The organism is Priestia abyssalis, from assembly GCF_002019595.1.
In the GTDB taxonomy this organism is placed as follows: domain Bacteria; phylum Bacillota; class Bacilli; order Bacillales; family Bacillaceae_H; genus Bacillus_BA; species Bacillus_BA abyssalis.
In genome coordinates this window covers 1,100,246-1,117,965 of the sequence record NZ_KV917369.1, presented here as the reverse complement: position 1 = coordinate 1,117,965, position 17,720 = coordinate 1,100,246, and the positions used below count along the sequence as shown (strand labels likewise).

The 17,720-nt window shown below is 41.0% G+C and carries 14 protein-coding genes; 5 read left to right on the top strand and 9 right to left on the bottom strand.

Annotated features, from left to right (window positions below; translation table 11 throughout):
* Positions 1–56 precede the first annotated feature (56 nt).
* From BK575_RS05140 to BK575_RS05120, 5 genes are all read right to left on the bottom strand, one after another.
* Positions 57–773, bottom strand: coding sequence for a (Fe-S)-binding protein (locus BK575_RS05140; RefSeq protein WP_078409200.1), 717 nt, complete (start codon positions 771–773; stop codon positions 57–59).
* A 412-nt stretch (positions 774–1,185) separates the two neighbouring features.
* Positions 1,186–2,964 (bottom strand): L-lactate permease, encoded by a 1,779-nt coding sequence (locus BK575_RS05135; RefSeq protein ID WP_078409199.1) that lies wholly within the window; start codon positions 2,962–2,964, stop codon positions 1,186–1,188.
* Positions 2,965–3,166: 202 nt separating this feature from the next.
* A complete protein-coding gene (gene nadE, locus BK575_RS05130) occupies positions 3,167–4,003 on the bottom strand; it encodes an ammonia-dependent NAD(+) synthetase (RefSeq protein WP_078409198.1) in 837 nt (278 codons plus the stop codon).
* Positions 4,004–4,205: 202 nt separating this feature from the next.
* On the bottom strand, positions 4,206–5,666 hold the full coding sequence (locus BK575_RS05125) for a nicotinate phosphoribosyltransferase (protein ID WP_078409197.1): 1,461 nt from the start codon (positions 5,664–5,666) through the stop codon (positions 4,206–4,208).
* Positions 5,667–5,872: 206 nt separating this feature from the next.
* Positions 5,873–6,586 (bottom strand): FadR/GntR family transcriptional regulator, encoded by a 714-nt coding sequence (locus BK575_RS05120; RefSeq protein WP_078409196.1) that lies wholly within the window; start codon positions 6,584–6,586, stop codon positions 5,873–5,875.
* A 380-nt stretch (positions 6,587–6,966) separates the two neighbouring features.
* Here BK575_RS05120 and BK575_RS05115 point away from each other — a divergent pair, with 380 nt between their 5' ends.
* Positions 6,967–7,881 (top strand): proline dehydrogenase family protein, encoded by a 915-nt coding sequence (locus BK575_RS05115; protein WP_078414652.1) that lies wholly within the window; start codon positions 6,967–6,969, stop codon positions 7,879–7,881.
* A gap of 316 nt (positions 7,882–8,197) precedes the next feature.
* Positions 8,198–9,661: a sodium/proline symporter PutP gene (gene putP, locus BK575_RS05110; RefSeq protein ID WP_078409195.1), complete on the top strand. Its 1,464-nt coding sequence runs from the start codon at positions 8,198–8,200 to the stop codon at positions 9,659–9,661.
* A 215-nt stretch (positions 9,662–9,876) separates the two neighbouring features.
* On the opposite strand, the gene BK575_RS05105 is transcribed toward putP, so the two are convergent.
* Positions 9,877–11,571 (bottom strand): sigma-54 interaction domain-containing protein, encoded by a 1,695-nt coding sequence (locus BK575_RS05105; protein WP_139367968.1) that lies wholly within the window; start codon positions 11,569–11,571, stop codon positions 9,877–9,879.
* A gap of 467 nt (positions 11,572–12,038) precedes the next feature.
* On the opposite strand from BK575_RS05105, the gene BK575_RS05100 reads away from it, so the two are divergent.
* Positions 12,039–13,808, top strand: coding sequence for a B12-binding domain-containing radical SAM protein (locus BK575_RS05100; protein ID WP_078409194.1), 1,770 nt, complete (start codon positions 12,039–12,041; stop codon positions 13,806–13,808).
* 203 nt (positions 13,809–14,011) lie between these two features.
* Here the strand turns inward: BK575_RS05100 and BK575_RS05095 are convergent, their stop codons facing one another.
* Together BK575_RS05095 and BK575_RS28320 are read right to left on the bottom strand one after the other, a co-directional pair.
* Positions 14,012–14,200: a hypothetical protein gene (locus BK575_RS05095; protein WP_078409193.1), complete on the bottom strand. Its 189-nt coding sequence runs from the start codon at positions 14,198–14,200 to the stop codon at positions 14,012–14,014.
* The gene (locus tag BK575_RS28320; RefSeq protein WP_028396784.1) at positions 14,200–14,370 is read right to left on the bottom strand and encodes a hypothetical protein; all 171 of its coding nucleotides are present in this window, start codon (positions 14,368–14,370) and stop codon (positions 14,200–14,202) included. The genes BK575_RS05095 and BK575_RS28320 overlap by 1 nt, the downstream gene beginning before the upstream one ends.
* A 238-nt stretch (positions 14,371–14,608) precedes the next feature.
* Here BK575_RS28320 and BK575_RS05090 point away from each other — a divergent pair, with 238 nt between their 5' ends.
* Positions 14,609–14,923: a DUF3905 domain-containing protein gene (locus BK575_RS05090; protein ID WP_078414650.1), complete on the top strand. Its 315-nt coding sequence runs from the start codon at positions 14,609–14,611 to the stop codon at positions 14,921–14,923.
* Between the two features lie 43 nt (positions 14,924–14,966).
* Here BK575_RS05090 and BK575_RS05085 read toward each other — a convergent pair whose 3' ends face one another.
* Complete coding sequence (locus BK575_RS05085; RefSeq protein WP_169907549.1) at positions 14,967–16,319, bottom strand: TrkH family potassium uptake protein; 1,353 nt, start codon at positions 16,317–16,319, stop codon at positions 14,967–14,969.
* 181 nt (positions 16,320–16,500) lie between these two features.
* Here BK575_RS05085 and BK575_RS05080 point away from each other — a divergent pair, with 181 nt between their 5' ends.
* Positions 16,501–17,634: a CdaR family transcriptional regulator gene (locus BK575_RS05080; protein ID WP_078409192.1), complete on the top strand. Its 1,134-nt coding sequence runs from the start codon at positions 16,501–16,503 to the stop codon at positions 17,632–17,634.
* Positions 17,635–17,720 lie beyond the last annotated feature (86 nt).

Sequence of the window (17,720 nt, the reverse complement as noted above, 5' to 3'; positions counted from 1 at the left end):
CTTTCTCAGCCCCAATCTTTTACTTGCTATTCAATATCTTCGATCCCATTTTCTCTTTACTTACTATTCAATACCTCTGCAATGTGCATGACTTTCACCGGCTTACCTTTACGTTCCATACGTCCGCCGATATTTATTAAACAGCCGCAATCCGCCCCGATTAAATAGTCAGCTCCTGTATCGACTGCACATTGAACTTTTTCATCGACCATTTGTTCAGAAATTTGTCCCATCTTAACAGAAAACGTTCCGCCGAATCCACAGCAATTATGCGCGTTCGGAAGCGCTTCAAATTCTAGCCCTTCTACATTGCTTAATAATTTAAATGGTGCTTCTTTCACCCCGAGAAGGCGCGTCATATGACAAGATGTGTGATAGGTCGCTTTGCCATTAAGCTTTGCCCCGACATCCTCTACTTTTAATACATCTACAATAAATTGAGTTAATTCGTATGTTTTATCAGCAAGCGCTTGCGCTTTTGGCTCCCACACAGGATCACCTTTAAATACATGCGGATACTCTTTAAACATCGTTCCACAAGAACCAGAAGGCGTTACGACATACTCAGAATGTTCAAAAGTCGTAATCATATTTTTCATCGCTTCTTTTGATTCTTTGACATAGCCGCTATTATAAGCAGGCTGCCCACAGCACACTTGCGACTCAGGAAAATCAATTTCACAGCCAAGACGCTCCAGCAATTCTACCGTTGCTTTTCCTGCACCTGATTGGAACATATCTACTAAACACGTAACAAACAATGAAACTTTCATATCTTTTCCCTCCATATACAGATAGACCTCGTCATACTTCCTTATATATTATGAAACTGCGCTGATTTTATCGTACCTATCATTTTTATTCCGCCGAAAAGGTTCTCTTATAAAGAATGTAGCACAAAGAGCATTGACACATGTTGAAATTCTTCTACCAATCGTATGTCGACAGGTCATCTGATGACTATATTTATTATACTCTTTTTTCTGCAATTTTGACAGCCTTCTTTTTATCTGAACGAATGTTTTATACACGAAAACTTTGACTGACAGTGCAAAATAAATGAAACTTCCATCAATGGGTGTCTTACTGCCCGTTAATGCGGGACAAAACAACTAAGCTCGATGACAACCTTTTCCGAGGATGAAAAAGCGATTGTCATCAAGCTAGTATGTTCAAAAACTATTATTACGCACTCTTTTTAATATTTTGACCAGCATTTTCTTGCTTTCTTCCTGCAATAATCGCCGTGACAATCGCCACAGCCACAAGTGCAACCACAATGGTTCCTGGATTAAATCCTAATCCATGTAAGGTAATATAACCGACACCGCCTCCGAAAATAACATAGAAGGCCGTTGGGATCAACGTTTTTCGAATAATCGTTCCTTCATTACCCACTAATCCCGCTGCAGCTGAAGCTGCTACTACGTTATGCACACAAATCATATTTCCAGCCGCACCGCCAATAGCTTGGAGAGCGACAATCACTGCCGGAACAGCTCCGATATTTTCCGCTACACCGAATTGGAACAAGGAAAACATCATATTACTAATCGTGTTACTTCCGGCTACAAAAGCACCGATTGCACCGACCGTTGGAGCGGCAAGCGGCCAGTTATCTCCGAATACACTTGAAATCCCCTCTGCCAATACAAGAGGCATGCTTAAAAATCCTGATTCATTCACACCTGTGTTAATGAACACCTGTACCATAGGCACCGAAAATAGTAAGGCTGCCATGGCACTGGAAACAGTTTTGAAAGAGTCCCCCACTGCTTTTTTTGCTTCATTCATTTTCATTTTATGCATAAAGAACACAATTACAGCAACTGCAATAAATACAACACCTGGAATATTGAGAGGCTTGGATGAAATAACCATTTCAGTACCGAATACGTTTTCAATACTGATGACCACTGATTGAATCCATTCAGCAAACGGTAAAAACTTTACACGTGTTGCCACAAGGAATAAGGCAACCAGTACATATGGCATCCATGCTGAAATCATTGAAATCGAACGTCTAGGTTTTTCATTTGAAATATATAAGCTGCCTGTCCAGCCTTTTTCCCACTCAGATGCCGGCGCGAAATCCCATGTTGTTTTTGGCATTAAAAAGCCGCTTTTTGCTGCTGGAATAACGATTGCTAATCCAACTAGACCGCCGATCATCGATGGAAATTCAGGTCCCAGTAAATTGGCAACGAGTGCATATGGCACCGCAAATACCACTCCCGCAAAAATAGCAAACTTCCAAACTTGCAAACCTTCTTTGAATGATTTGTTTGGACCAAAAAACTTTGTAAGCATGGCAGCTAAGAACAATGGAATAAATGTTCCGACAATCCCATGGAAAATGGCTACTTGTCCGCCGATGCCAACAAGATATTGATCATATGTGACACCTAAGTTAGCGATATGCTCATTCACAAGCGGAGCATCTTTTAATCCTGTACCTACCCCGATTAAAATAGGTGTTCCCACTGCTCCAAACGAAACCGGAGTAGATTGAATAATTAATGCCACCATAACAGCTGCCATTGCCGGAAATCCGATCGCTACAAGTAACGGAGCAACAACTGCTGCCGGAGAACCCCAGCCCGCTGCCCCTTCAATGAATGAACCGAACAGCCAGCAAATGATAATCGCTTGAATGCGGCGGTCAGGCGTAATGCTCGTAAAGCCGTGACGGATGGTATGTACGGCACCGCTTTCTTTTAACATATTTAATAATAAAATAGCTCCAAATACAATGACCCCTACCTCTAAAGCAGAAATTACACCTTTCAGCGCCGCTGCTCCTATTTCGTTAACCGGTACCTGCCATACAACGGAGCTCATGACAGCGGTTACAATCAAAGCGATTGGCATTGCTCGCTTTGCGGGCCATCTTAGAATAACTAAAAATAAAAACACTGAAATAATTGGTACTATCGCTAATAACGCTAACATCCCTGTTCCCATACAGAGAGCCTCCTCCCATTATCTTCTCCCAAATTTCACTTATTTTATTCATCTCAATAAAGTCATCTGATGACTAGATTACCTGTTGTCATGATTATATGATAAAACGTTTTCATTTACAATATTATTTTTCACAAAATTGTACGGAAATTATATAAGCAAAAATAAAATGGACACAGGCGTTGACCTGTGTCCATTTTATTTATATATTTTTCCAGAAATCATCAAAAACAGTGATTGGAAGATGACGCTTATGCTGGGACTTCAAATAATGGGATTCGATTTTTGCCTGTGCTCCCGGCTTCACTTCTTTTCCTTCCAAGTAATCATCGATTTCCTCATATGTAACACCCAATGCCGCTTCATCCGGCAGCTGTGGACGATTTTCTTCCAAATCGGCTGTCGGTGTTTTCATATAAAGATGTTCCGGACATCCCAATTCTTTAAGCATCATTTTCCCTTGACGTTTGTTCAAACGGAAAATCGGTACTAAATCTGCTCCCCCATCGCCGTATTTCGTATAGAACCCTGTGATTGCTTCTGCAGAATGGTCTGTTCCCAATACAATCCCGTTATACATGCCGGCAATGCTGTACTGAACAACCATCCGTTCACGGGCCTTCACGTTTCCTTTCAAAAAGTCGGACAGTTGTCCTCCTGTCGCTTCTTCCACAGCCGCAACACTTTTATCGACTGCCTCTTTAATGTTAACAGCAATGCTTTTGCTCGGCTGAATAAAACGAAGAGCATCCTGGCAATCATCTTCATCGGCTTGCACCCCGTACGGAAGACGAACGGCGATAAATTGATACTTTTCTTCCCCGGCTTCCTCGTTCAATTCATTTACCGCTATTTGAGCCAATTTGCCCGTTAATGTGGAATCTTGTCCTCCTGAAATTCCAAGAACCATAGATTGTAAAAAAGGATATTTTTTAAAGTATGTTTTTAAAAAGTCGACACTGCGACGAATTTCTTCTTTCGGATCAATTTCAGGCTTTGTTTTCATTTCCTCCACAATTTGACTCTGTAACTCGTTCATAATAAATAAAAGCTCCTTTCAAAAATAAGCAATCTAGTAACGCAATCAAAAACTCACATCATGTGTAATTAAATATTACATAAAAAAAGACAAGTTTGGCAAAATTTTTGTATAAACCGCTACTACTTTCTTTTCACTTTATAACTTTAATATGATTTGGTAAACGAAAAGATTCGGCGAAAGTCTATTCAAAAATCATTTACTATAGGCGGCTTTTTCCTACAGTAAATGATTTTTGGCTGATTAATTTCATCTTTGTATTCCATACATCTTCACTCAAGTCGACAGGGTAACGTTCTGGATTGAGCTTTCGCAAATATTCATCCCAAAAAAACGTCAGTTGTTGCTGATGATGGTCACGAATCGTTTTTAAATCCGGCAAATCGTATGTTTGCCTACCGCTCACAAAAATAGGTTTAAGCAATTCGATTGCTTGGAAATTGGTGACGAATTTATGCAGATATATGTGAATTGGATCAAATAATTTAATTTTATCCTTGGTTTCTACTTCTTCATGCACAAAAGCAATATAATCGCCTTCTGCTTTTTGGTTGGCGTTGTTAATAATTCGATATACGCTTTTGAAACCCGGGGTTGTCATTTTCTCGGGATTCGCAGACAGCTTAATAACTGGCTTATACTCGTTCCCTTCTTTTTTTGCGACCAATTTGTACACACCGCCCAAGGATGGGTTGTCTGCTGCGGTAATAAGCTGTGTTCCAACTCCCCATGCATCAATTTTTGCTCCTTGTGCCTTCAAGTTGAAAATGACGTTTTCATCCAAATCATTACTTGCAACAATTTTCACATAATCAAGCCCTGCCTCATCGAGCATTTTACGTGCTTCTACGGATAAATAAGTCAAATCCCCGCTGTCTAAACGAATTCCCTTTAATCGGTGCCCCTTTTCTTCCAAATACTTCCCAACTTTAATCGCATTAGGAACCCCTGATTTTAGTGTATCGTAAGTATCGACAAGAAGCACCGTATTATCAGGATGAACTTTGGCATAAGCTATAAAGGCATCAAGCTCCGATTCAAAATCCATTACCCATGCATGGGCATGTGTACCAATGGAAGGAATCCCAAACATCTTTCCAGACTCCATATTGCTCGTGCCGTCAAATCCGGCAATATAGGCTGCTCTCGCTCCCCAAATCGCCGCGTCAGCTTCCTGGGCGCGCCTCGTTCCAAATTCAAATAATGTATCATTTGGAGCTACTCGGCGAATCCTTGATGCCTTCGTGGCAATAAGCGTTTGGTAGTTCATAAAATTGAGCAGCGCGGTTTCAATCAATTGAGCTTCAAAAATGCGCCCTTCTACTCGAACAATCGGTTCATTCGGAAACACGATTGTTCCTTCTTCGACTGCATATAAATTTCCTGTAAACCGGAAATTTTTAAGCTCTTGAAGAAAAGCCTCATCATATTGTTCCGGCTGCTCTTTCAAATAAGCGATATCCTCCTCGGAAAATCTCAGTCCATTTATATAATGAACGATACGCTCAAGTCCCCCGAATACGGCATAGCCATTCCCAAATGGAACTTTTCGGAAATAAGCATCAAACACCCGAATCTGGTCATGCCTGTTCAGCTTCCAATGTGCATAAATCATATTGATTTGATATTTATCCGTATGGAGCGTTAAATTATGGTCACTCATTCGAAAGATCCCCTTTCAATCCACCCCGCCTATTTTTGCTGGATGTTGTGTAAAAGATGGCTCAACAGCAATCATCTTAACAAAAACTGTCTTTGGTATCATTACCACTTACTTTCCCGCAATTCTTGTAATTTAATCTATATGAGTCCCCTTATCCCAAAAAATGCCCGAAAACCACTCTTTTTCGCAGCTCCCGGACATCCTTTTTATCGCTCAATATACTTCATCAATACCTGCTCTACCGCTGTCAAATGCGTTAGCATCAATTCTTGGGCCTTGGAGGCATTTTGTTCAGCAACCGCTTCATAGATTTGCATATGCTCTTGATACAATCGTTCAGACGTCGTTTGCTCGGAATAAAGCCAAAGCCTTCTCGTCTCTCTCATTGTTTCAAGCATCATTTCTGATACATTATTCATCAAATTGACAAGTAACGGATTTTGCGATGCCATGGCAATTGCCATATGAAAATCGAAATCTGCTTTTTCTCCAAGTTCCTCATTCCCTGCAGCCGCCTTCATATATTCAAGAGCCTCTTTCATTTTTTGCAAATCATCCATCGTACGCTTGGCTGCAGCCGCTCCGACCGTTCCCACTTCCAGCACTTTGCGAACTTCGAGCAAATGGCTGATATCTTCTTTTTTCATCAGCACAGCTGCCGTTACAGGAAACGAGATGAAATCTGCATCAAACTGTCGGATGTATGTACCTTCCCCTTGCTTCATCTCAACAAGCCCCATCGCTCTCAAAGCGCTTAACGCTTCACGAATGGCCGATCGCCCAACTTGAAAATTTTCAGCAAGCTGCTGAACAGAATCCAATTTGTCTCCCGGTTTCAATTGCCCTCCTTTAATCATACTTAAAAGAGCCTCTGCCACTTCCTCATATATTTTCTTTGGTTTAATTTGTCTATATGCCAAACACCTTCACCTCTAAACTTACTGCTTCCACATAGTATATGTTTTATTATATCAATACGTCTTCGTTGGATTCCACAAAAGAAAACGCTGCTTTTCTAAAAAATATCAAAAAGCCTCCTCTTCTATCGTATACTGCCAAGTTTACACACCGCATAAAAGGGTATTCGACTAACAAAGCTTTCCTACTTACACTATACAAAACAACCTTTTGAACAAAAGTGTTCAAATTTAAACATTTTATACAAAAATAAAAAAATAAACAAAAATGTTTAAAAAGTGATTTACAAAACTGTATAAACATTACTATAATTAATTTAACAAGTATAAAACTCTTAACTCCATAAATTCTCACAAGTTTAATTTGAAGGGGGCTATCAATGATGGAACTGTTGATGAGAAACATGTTTCAAGCCTTAGGAAAAAACCAATCAGCCAATAAACTCGCCAAAAAATACGGCTTGCAATTTGGAGCAGCCCGTTTTGTCGCTGGAGAAACCATCGAAAAAGCGGTTAAAGCAGTCGAAGAATTAAATCAAGCCGGGAAAGTCGTAACACTCGATCACTTAGGTGAATTCGTCTTTACCGAAGAAGAAGCAAACGAATCTGCAGCGATGTGTATCCAAACATTAGATGCAATTGCCAAGTCCGGTGTTCAATCGAATTTATCTCTTAAAATGACTTCGTTAGGTTTAGACATCAGCAAAGAACTTTGCATGAAAAACATGCGCAGAATTTTAGACCGGGCAAAAATGCATGGAAATTTCGTCAGAATTGATATGGAAGATTACGCCCATTGCCAGATTTCTTTAGACATTTACCGCGAGCTCAGACAAGAGTATGACAACGTAGGGATTGTCATTCAAGCCTACCTATATCGGACGGAACAGGACATGCAAGACTTGGATAAAGATAAAGCAAACCTCCGTCTCGTGAAAGGTGCATACAAGGAATCAGACACAGTGGCGTTTCCGGAGAAAAAGGATGTAGATGAAAATTATAAAAAAATTATTAAAACACATCTTTTAAACGGCCACTATGCCGCTGTTGCCAGTCACGACGAGGAAATGATTAACTATACAAAAAAAATTGTCCAAGAGCATAACATTCCAAAAGATCAATTTGAATTCCAAATGTTATATGGAATCTGCGTAGAACTTCAGGACAAACTTGTTCAAGAGGGGTACAAAGTTCGCGTCTATGTTCCATACGGGATCGACTGGTTCGGTTATTTCATGAGACGCTTGGCAGAACGTCCTGCGAATGTGTGGTTCGTTTTGAAAAACCTATTCAAATAAGATTTTTCCAAATACACAAACCCATAAATGATAACGGTTACAAAAAATTTTGGGTTTGTACCGAAAATACGATGGAACTGTTGCACAAACTATAGACATGAAGCCATTATTTAAACAGAAGCGGCCGACAGCGATTCACGGCCGCTTATTATAGGATGTTTTCTTAAAACATAACAGCGCAAAGGCTCTCCCTCGCAAAACCCAAAATGTATGCGTTATCATAATGGGGAATCTTAAAAAAAGTCGCACTATTTCTCGAAATGAGATAAAATATTATTTTCCTAGAAAAAAAACATACTACAAGGGGGATTTAACCATGGATTTCCAACTGCTTATTTCCATTTCCGTCTATATGATCGGAATGCTGTTTATAGGTTATTATGCATATAAACGAACATCCAACTTAACCGATTATATGCTTGGAGGAAGGACGCTCGGACCTGCTGTAACCGCCCTTAGCGCAGGAGCTTCCGATATGAGCGGATGGCTGTTGATGGGACTGCCGGGTGCAATGTTCGCCCAGGGGCTCAGTGCTTCGTGGATTGCAATCGGACTTACAATAGGTGCTTACGCGAACTGGCTCTATGTCGCGCCGCGTTTAAGAACCTATTCGGAAATGGCCAATAATTCAATCACCATTCCAGCTTTTTTAGAAAATCGTTTTGGTGATCAATCAAATATCTTACGTTTAGTATCTGGACTTGTTATTATCGTTTTCTTCACTTTTTATGTGTCTTCCGGAATGGTATCCGGCGGGGTGTTGTTCGAAAATACGTTCAACCTCGACTATAAAGTCGGCCTTTGGATTGTGGTAGCTGTTGTCGTTTCTTATACCCTTTTCGGCGGCTTCCTTGCCGTAAGCTGGACAGACTTTGTTCAAGGACTCATCATGTTTATTGCTCTTATTCTTGTTCCTATTGTGACCATCATGCATGTCGGTGGGATGAATTCGGCTTTTGGTGAAATTAAATCGATTGACCCGAAGCTCTTTGATATTTTTAAAGGAACAACCCTTTTAGGAATTGTGTCTTTATTTGCATGGGGTCTCGGGTACTTCGGCCAACCTCATATCATCGTGCGATTTATGGCTATTTCTTCTGTAAAAGAAATCAAAAAAGCCCGCCATATCGGAATGGGCTGGATGATCTTTTCGATAATAGGCGCAATGTTAACTGGCCTAATCGGGATTGCTTACTATTCTCAAAATGGCATAAAGCTGGACGACCCCGAAACCATTTTCATTGAATTGGGTGAAATTTTATTCCACCCTCTGATTACAGGCTTTTTACTGGCGGCCATTCTTGCGGCGATCATGAGTACCATTTCCTCACAGCTTCTGGTTACCTCCAGCTCATTGACAGAGGATTTATACAAAACGTTTTTCCGCCGTTCGGCCACGGATAAAGAGCTTGTATTGATTGGGCGCCTTTCGGTTTTGGTTGTCTCAATCGTCGCTGTTTTCATTGCATATAATCCAGGCGGCAGCATTTTAAACCTGGTCGGATATGCATGGGCCGGTTTTGGCGCTTCCTTCGGGCCGGTTATTTTGCTCAGCCTTTACTGGAAACGAATGAACAAATGGGGAGCTCTTGCCGGAATGATTGCAGGCGCAGCGACTGTAATCATTTGGACTCAATTTGACGTATTAAAAAATAACCTTTATGAGATTGTACCTGGATTTGTGGTGAGCTTAATTGCCATCTATGTAGTCAGCCTGCTCACACCGGCACCATCCCAAAACACTCAAGAACAATTTGATCAATATAAACACTCAGCTTAACAAAAAGGCTCTCCCCTATTTTTTAAGGGAGAGTCTTTTTATTGGGATGTTTTCGTAAATATGTTTGCTTTTTATACTGTTTATGTTTTTGATTCCTGCACCTTAAATATCCCACAAAGGTCTTTGCATAAACGCGGGAAGAATCCGTCCGGATTCTTCCCGCGTTTATGCGTAAATCAATGGACATGAGCGCTTTTTTGCTCATGCCCATTGATTTATAGGTCGTATTCCCTGATTTTATTGTATAAAGTTCCTCTTGATATACCTAGCAATTTCGCTGCTGCACTTTTATTTCCGTATGTTTTCTTCAACGCTTCTTCGATGGTCAGCGCTTCTTCTTTTCCTGGCTCTCTTCCTTTGGACAATGTTCCATTTGATAAAGGCCTGCTGTTTTTCGCAGAATAATCGGAAGTCATATTTTGCGGAAGATGCTCAAGCGTAACAACATCCCCCTCATTCAGAAGGATGAATCGTTCTACCACATTTCGAAGTTCCCTTATATTTCCCGGCCATTCATAACTTAATAATGCCTCTTTAGCTTCAGGACTGATGTCCGGCATGGATTTTCGATATTTAACAGCCAACTCTTGTATAAAGTTTTCGACTAATCCCTCGATATCTTCCTTTCGTTCACGCAATGGAGGAATATCTATTTTGATGACCGTCAAATGATAATAAAGATCTTTATGAAATTTCCCTTCTTGTACCATTTCTTCTATGGCAGAAGAAGCCGCTGCGATGATACGTGTACGGGCGTTTACAACTTCCATTCCCCCTACCCGGTAAAAGGATTGGTTCTCCAAATAATTCAAGAACTTCACTTGAATATCAAACGGCATCTGATCAATCTCTGCAATGAATAACGTTCCCTCTTGTGCTTGTTCAATTTTGCCCGCTTGACCCACCTGCTCTTCTTCTGTAAAAGGCCCCCCTTGATATCCGAATAGTTCGGCTTCTAAAAGGCCAGAAGGAATAGCAGAGCAGTTAATAGATACAAAAGGGCCATTGCCTCTCGGACCTCCATAATGAATGGCTTGTGCCAACATTTCCTTTCCCGAACCCGGCTCACCTGCCAACAAAACGGAAATATCCGCATGGGCTGTTTTTTGCGCGATTTGTACGGCTTGTTTAATTTGGGTACTTTCGCCAATCATCGAAGAAAAGGGACGTTCTTGATGGATGAGCACAGGAGTTGAAGCATCTATTTCTTCGTTAAGCCTTACGATTTGGGTAATGTCATGTTCGGTCGCCACTCCGCCAATAATCATATTATCCTGTATGATAGGAGAGGCATTTATAAGTACGTGGGTATCAGCGGCAGGATGATGATACTCTCCCCGGACTGGCCGCCCCTCACTTAGAATACGGTGAAGCATAACGGATTCGGCGTGGAAGTGGTCCCCGATTTTTCGGCCGATAATCTCATCGCTCTTAATTCCATATGTTCTTTCCGCTGCAGCATTCCAGCAAATTACTTTTCCTTCCTGGTCAACTGCTGTGACCGCATCATTCACGGTTTCTGCCAGTGTTTCAAAATAAGCCGTCAGCCTTTTTGTTTCCGTATGTAATTTTTTGATCCATATGTTAGCTGTCACAATTCCAATAATTTCTTGTTTTTCATTTTCAATTAGAATTGGCCGTCTCCAATCCGCTTCCTCTTCCCGTAATTGTTCCTCGCTGAAGATCGGTGAAGGAGGCCAATGCACCTTTTCAAGCCACTCATATGCAAGCATGGAATCGTGGGCTGAGGCGATCATGGGATATTCATGATTCGCAATCGTATAGCTTATTTCTCCGGTAATCACAACAAAACCGTATTGCAAAAGCTTGCTCTTTATTTCCGATAATGGGGTATCCCGCTTAATCAAAATAAAGGAGTGATCCATATTAATTTGTTCAAATTCCAGCACGCTAAATCCCTCTCTTTATATGATCTTTTTCTACTACTGTATCATGTTTATATCGTATTATCTATATAAACGCACCTAAACCATTCAACATTAATAAAGGAAACTTCCAGGAAGAAAAAGTAATCCAATTGAATTTTCCTGAGCGCCTTTGGCGAGAATGTGATAAAATAATGCTTTGTGCTAAGAGGATGAATCAAAAGGTATAAAAAGCATACCTTTTGATTCATCCTCCTGAAAGAACCGTTATGGAAATCCAGTAAAACTAAAGATTCAGCGACGGGTCTTTTCAGAAATAAATAATTTTTGCGGTCTCTTTAAGTCTTATGAGACAACCATTACCCCTATCTTTTTGAAATACTTAAATATGATAAGCATGAGTAAAGATCAAAGATTACAAAAATGCTAAAGATTTGGATTGAATTCATATAAAAGTAAAAGAATAAACCAAAAGGAGTTTGAATAAAGAAATGAATATTATTTGTGCGACGTTAAATGCGAAATACATTCATACGAATTTGGCGCTTCGCTGTTTAAAGGCCTATGCCGCTCCTGAATACGAGATTGAAATGGCCGAATATACCATTAAAGATCCTTCTTTAAATATCGTTACGGATCTATACAATAAGAAGCCTGATGTATTAGGATTCAGCTGTTACATTTGGAACATCGAAGAAACGATTAAAGTTATTAAAATGATGAAAAAGATTAAGCCTGACATGAAAATCATCCTTGGTGGACCGGAAGTCACATATGATGTAAGCGACTGGCTCGACCGTATTCCAGAAGCTGACTTTTTCGTCCTCGGCGAAGGAGAAGTAACATTCAAACACCTTCTTGATGAATTAAACGGTGAAGGGAATTTTGAAAACATCAGCGGCCTTGCCTTCCGCAGCGGCGGTCAAAAGGTTATTAACGCTCAGCGAAACAAAGTCGACTTAAAAGAAATGCCATCGCCGTTCCGCTTTGAAGAAGATGTCCCCCATCTCTCAAAACGTGTTGTCTACATCGAGACGAGCCGTGGCTGTCCATTCAGCTGCCAATTTTGTTTATCTTCCATCGAAGTCGGCGTTCGCTACTTTGATCGTGAAAAAGTAAAAGAAGATATTCGTTACTTAATGAAAAACGGTGCACGAACCATTAAATTCGTTGACCGTACATTCAATATTAGCCGCAGCTACGCCATGGAAATGTTTCAATTCCTGATTGATGAGCATGTACCCGGGGTCGTCTTCCAATTTGAGATTACGGCTGATATTATGCGCCCGGAAGTCATCCAATTTTTAAACGACAACGCGCCTGCAGGCTTATTCCGTTTTGAAATCGGAGTTCAATCAACGAATGATGACGTCAACGAGCTCGTCATGCGCAAACAAAACTTCCAAAAGCTGACCCGCACCGTCACAATGGTAAAAGAAGGCGGGAAGATCGATCAGCATCTTGACTTAATCGCTGGTCTTCCAGAAGAAGACTACCATTCTTTCAAGAAAACCTTTAATGATGTCTTCGCTCTTCGCCCTGAAGAGCTTCAGCTCGGTTTCTTAAAGATGCTGCGCGGCACAGGTGTTCGTTTACGTGCTGATCAACATCAGTATGTATACATGGACAATGCACCATATGAAATTTTAAGCAACAACGTCCTATCCTTCGAAGATGTGATTCGAATTAAACAAGTAGAAGACATTTTGGAAAAATATTGGAATGACCACCGCATGGATGAAACGATTGAATACCTTGTTTCCCATGTGTATGAAACACCCTTCGATTTCTTCCAAAACTTCGGTACCCATTGGGATGAGGCTGGCTGGTCCCGCATCGGCCATCAGCTGGAAGATCTATTCCGCCGTTTGAAGGAATACTTACTAACCGAGAATTTCAGTAAACAAGTAGTGATTGAAGGATTCATGAAAATCGATTATTTGCAAAATCAAAAATACAAACCGCGTAAACCATGGTGGGATGATGCGATTCAAAAGCAAGTCCGTTCCCACTACTATCAGCAAATTTTAGAACAGCCGGCTTTAATGGGCGATGTGTTCGCCGGAGAAAAATTGGCAGAAAAAGAACTGTACAAGCATACAGTGCTTGAATTTCTTCCTTTTGATTATAATCATTATAAACAAACAGGCCAAATCGTCCGTAAAGAATCTTTAATGCTCGTCTACTTCGATCCGAAAGAACTGAAAACGAAAATTTATACAAAACCGCTGGAAGCATTCGGGCTTCCTGTAGCGAATTAAGAAAAGCGGAGGCGCCTTGATTTAAGAAGGCGACTAAGGGCGCCGCGTCAATCACCAACGTCGGCATGACCCACCTCCTGTGGGCCCAAGAAAATAGGGATTGACCCAGAAGGCGGCTTTTGGCCGGGCAATCGTCTTTTTCCGTGCTAAGCTAGGCGCTGGAGCTAGATAATAACAAAAACCTCGGGTTGCCCCGAGGTTTTTTATTTAAGTGTAGCTTTCTTACTCTTTTTATGGGAAGAAGCTTCAGCTGCCGCCTCATACAATTTGCTTGCATTTGTGTGCCCTAATTCATGGCCAAATTCTTCTTGAAGCAGCTGCCGTGTTTCTGCTTTCTCAGACATCAAGCTTCCGTTAGCTTTACGGGCTTTTTTGAATTGTTTTTTATTCATTAGCGCCCTCCGCCGCTTCTGCCTTTACGGCCTTGTTTAGAATTGCGGTTTGCCCCTTTAATGGCGTCTTCTCCTCCATACTCTACCGAAAACTCCGTATCAGGAAGGCTTTCCTTCGGTGTGAAATTGTTTTTTTTCGCTGCATCATGTGCCACTTTTCTTTTTGCCATCGTGACCATCCCCTTATCCAACATAATTGGAGCATCTCTGCTCACCCATTAGTATGAAACGAAAGGTCTCCCCAAATCCTTTGAAAAAATTGACTCCCTTTCCTCCATTCTTAGCTGGCTGATTGTGCAAAATCCCCTTCGATTAAGTAACTTCTTTTGTCCGATAGACCATACTAATAAAAATGACTTCAAAAGGAGAGAATCAGATTTGGATAAAGAGGAACAGTTAACTTCCCCCATGATTGATGACACCATGCCCCATCAGGCAGCCGCTCCATCTTTTAAAGGCAGCGGGATTCCAATCGAAAAGCCATTCGTCAATTCACACGGTGTCGTAATTGGAGACAGTCACTACAATTCAGACCAATCACCTTTAAATAATTGGAGCGATGAAATTGACCCTGCCATTATGTCAGGCGACGAGTGGGTTCATCCGACAAATGACATCGGCTGGAACACAAGCGAAAACCGCGACCTTGTCGAACGCCAAAAAGCACCCGAAGAAGTCCCGTTTACCCATCCTGACAAAGATGTCAGCTACGGAACGGATTGAATAGAAACAGCCGCAATCCCTTTAGGGCTTGCGGCTGTTTCTGTTAACCAATAATAATGCGCTCTTTTGGATAGTGATACTTAGGTTGGCTTGTCGGTCTCCCTAACATAAAGATAAAAGGTAAAATACCGACCCGCCCAATAAACATCAGTACAATGATAATCAGCTTTCCGAAAGTGCTCAACTGAGGTGTAATTCCCGTTGAAAGTCCATTTGTACCGAAGGCCGAGCATACTTCAAATACAATTTCGGTTAAAGAAAATGGCTCGATTACCATAAGCAGCAAAGTAGCCGTCGCACAAATGAAAATAGCCATAAAGCTGACTACAACAGATTTTGCAAGATCGTCTTCATGAATTTCGCGATTAAAAACGCGAATATGTTTTCTTCCTCTCGCAAAATGGAACACAAACAAAATATTCAAGGCAAATGTCGTCGTTCGAATTCCTCCTCCGACGGAACTTGGTGATGCCCCGATAAACATAAGAATTGATAAAAAAAGCAAAGTCGCAGCCGTAAATTCATTCACATTCATCGTGGCCAACCCGGCGCTTCTTGTTGTCGCAGACTGGAAGAAAGCATAAAAAAACGATTCATGCCAACTTTTCCCCGCTAAATAGTGTTGGTGTTCAAGCAATAAAATAAGGATGGTGCCCGCAGCAAGCAGCCCTACATACATTACCGTCGTCAATTTCGTGAACAAAGAAAAGCGAAACAGCTTCTTTTTATTTAAGTTTTTAATAAACTGTTTCACTTCAATCAATACTGGAAAACCAATGGCCCCTAACGTTATCAGCAAAATATTGACCGTTTGAACAAAATAATCCGTGGCAAACGGAGCCAATGATGAACCGGTAATGTCAAAACCGGCATTTGTAGTCGCACTGATCGATGCAAAAAAACCGTGCAAAAACGCCTCTTGCCAGCTGGGATAATACTGTAGAAAATAAACACCTAACACCACAGCCCCAACCAACTCAATAATTAAGATGATAAGCAAGATGTGTCTCATTAAGTTGACAAGCCCCGATAAACTCGATTGGTTTTGATCAATCATGATAAGCTGACGTTCTTTCAAACCAATTTTTTTCCCCATCAGCAGCCAAATGAATGTACTTAATGTCATTACACCGATTCCGCCAATCTGGAATACGAATGTCAAAATAAAAATACCGGGCACACTAAAGGTGTCCACAGTAGAAACAGTCGTCAATCCCGTTACACTCACCGCACTCACGGCAACAAATAAAATATCAATAACAGCAAATTCAACCCCAGGCTTATGAGCAATCGGCAAACTCAGCAGCAAAAAAGAAACCGTTACAGCTACTAAATAAAACAGCACAATATACTGTGCCGACGACAAACGCTTCAGCCTTGATTTAAAACTTCTCATAAAAGTTTAACCTCTTCTTATTGTCTTAAAATCTTATGCGCGAGTTTGACCATCCTTCTTCCACCTTTTGGACAGTTCCCTCCCTTACACATTCTTAACACAAATTGGACGAGAATGAAAGGTTTCTTGCCCATTTTTTTGATAATGTATAATAAAGTAAAAATGATTCGGAGGTATTCTCTTGTTACTTTTACCTTCTTTAGCCAAAAAAATCATTCATGAAGTGAAAAAACTAATCGATGAGGACATCATTATCGTCCATACAGACGGCACCATCATTGCCAGCACAGATGAAAAACGGATCGGAACCTTCCATGAAGGAGCCGTTCTAAGTGTAAAAGAGCGACGGAAGATTATTATCACGAAAGAAGATGAACAACGGCTGGACGGAGTGAAATCCGGCCTGAACTTGCCCATCCTTTTCTCCCATGAGGTTATTGGTGTGATTGGCATTACTGGAGAACCCGACCACATTTTACCATACGGCGAGTTGCTGAAAAAGATGACAGAATTGCTCATCCAGGAAAGCTATCACTCAGATCAGCTGCAATGGCGCTCCCGAATGCTGGAGGCATTCGTTTTTGACTGGCTCCAATTAAAGGACTGGTCCAAGCCATTCATCGATCGCGCACATTTGTTGAAAGTGGATTTGCAAGCGAACCGGCAATTAATTTTAGTCTATTTGAACGGTCATCAAACATTTTTAGATGAGGACATATGGCAATTGATTCACGTTTGGAACGGTGATCATGATCACGATTTATTTGTGCGCTGGGGAAGCGACCGCTTTCTCATTATCCAACACGTTCAGCCAAACATGTTGAAAAAGACCATCAGGCATAAAGTGAAACAGCTTAAAGCGTTCATAGAAGAAACATGGAATACCTCTGCATCCTTTGGTATCGGACAAACAGTCGAGGGACATGAGCTCAAAAAATCGTATGAACAGGCAGAACGCGCATTAACGGTAGCCATGAGAGAAAACAGCATCATTTTCGATGCCGACTTGCGCCTCGAGATGTGTCTTGAGGATATTTCTTTACCTACGCGCAAGGAGTTTATAGGAAGGGTCCTGCATTCCGTAATGGAACAAGAAGAGCTTCTGGAAACATTCCGGGTCTTCTTCCAACAAAACATGTCCTTTAAACAAACGGCCGAAATCCTTCACATTCATATCAATACGCTCCACTATCGCATCAAAAAATTAGAGGAGTCAACAGGACTGAACTTCAAATATTTCCCTGATATTGTAAGCCTCTATTTATCTCTTTATTTTTTGGATGATCATCTAAAAAATAAAGATGAAAGCAAATAAATTTTATATATTCATCCATAGAACAAGCAAGTCGTATCCTTTATGATGGACAGTAAGAGAAACAGGACTTATCCGTAAAAAATCGG

Coding starts and splice junctions, on each gene's coding strand:
- BK575_RS05140 (WP_078409200.1), bottom strand. CDS start 773: ATGAAAGTTTCATTGTTTGTTACGTGTTTAGTAGATATGTTCCAATCA.
- BK575_RS05135 (WP_078409199.1), bottom strand. CDS start 2,964: ATGGGAACAGGGATGTTAGCGTTATTAGCGATAGTACCAATTATTTCA.
- nadE (WP_078409198.1), bottom strand. CDS start 4,003: ATGAACGAGTTACAGAGTCAAATTGTGGAGGAAATGAAAACAAAGCCT.
- BK575_RS05125 (WP_078409197.1), bottom strand. CDS start 5,666: ATGAGTGACCATAATTTAACGCTCCATACGGATAAATATCAAATCAAT.
- BK575_RS05115 (WP_078414652.1), top strand. CDS start 6,967: ATGGAACTGTTGATGAGAAACATGTTTCAAGCCTTAGGAAAAAACCAA.
- putP (WP_078409195.1), top strand. CDS start 8,198: ATGGATTTCCAACTGCTTATTTCCATTTCCGTCTATATGATCGGAATG.
- BK575_RS05100 (WP_078409194.1), top strand. CDS start 12,039: ATGAATATTATTTGTGCGACGTTAAATGCGAAATACATTCATACGAAT.
- BK575_RS05095 (WP_078409193.1), bottom strand. CDS start 14,200: ATGAATAAAAAACAATTCAAAAAAGCCCGTAAAGCTAACGGAAGCTTG.
- BK575_RS28320 (WP_028396784.1), bottom strand. CDS start 14,370: ATGGCAAAAAGAAAAGTGGCACATGATGCAGCGAAAAAAAACAATTTC.
- BK575_RS05090 (WP_078414650.1), top strand. CDS start 14,609: ATGATTGATGACACCATGCCCCATCAGGCAGCCGCTCCATCTTTTAAA.
- BK575_RS05085 (WP_169907549.1), bottom strand. CDS start 16,319: ATGAGAAGTTTTAAATCAAGGCTGAAGCGTTTGTCGTCGGCACAGTAT.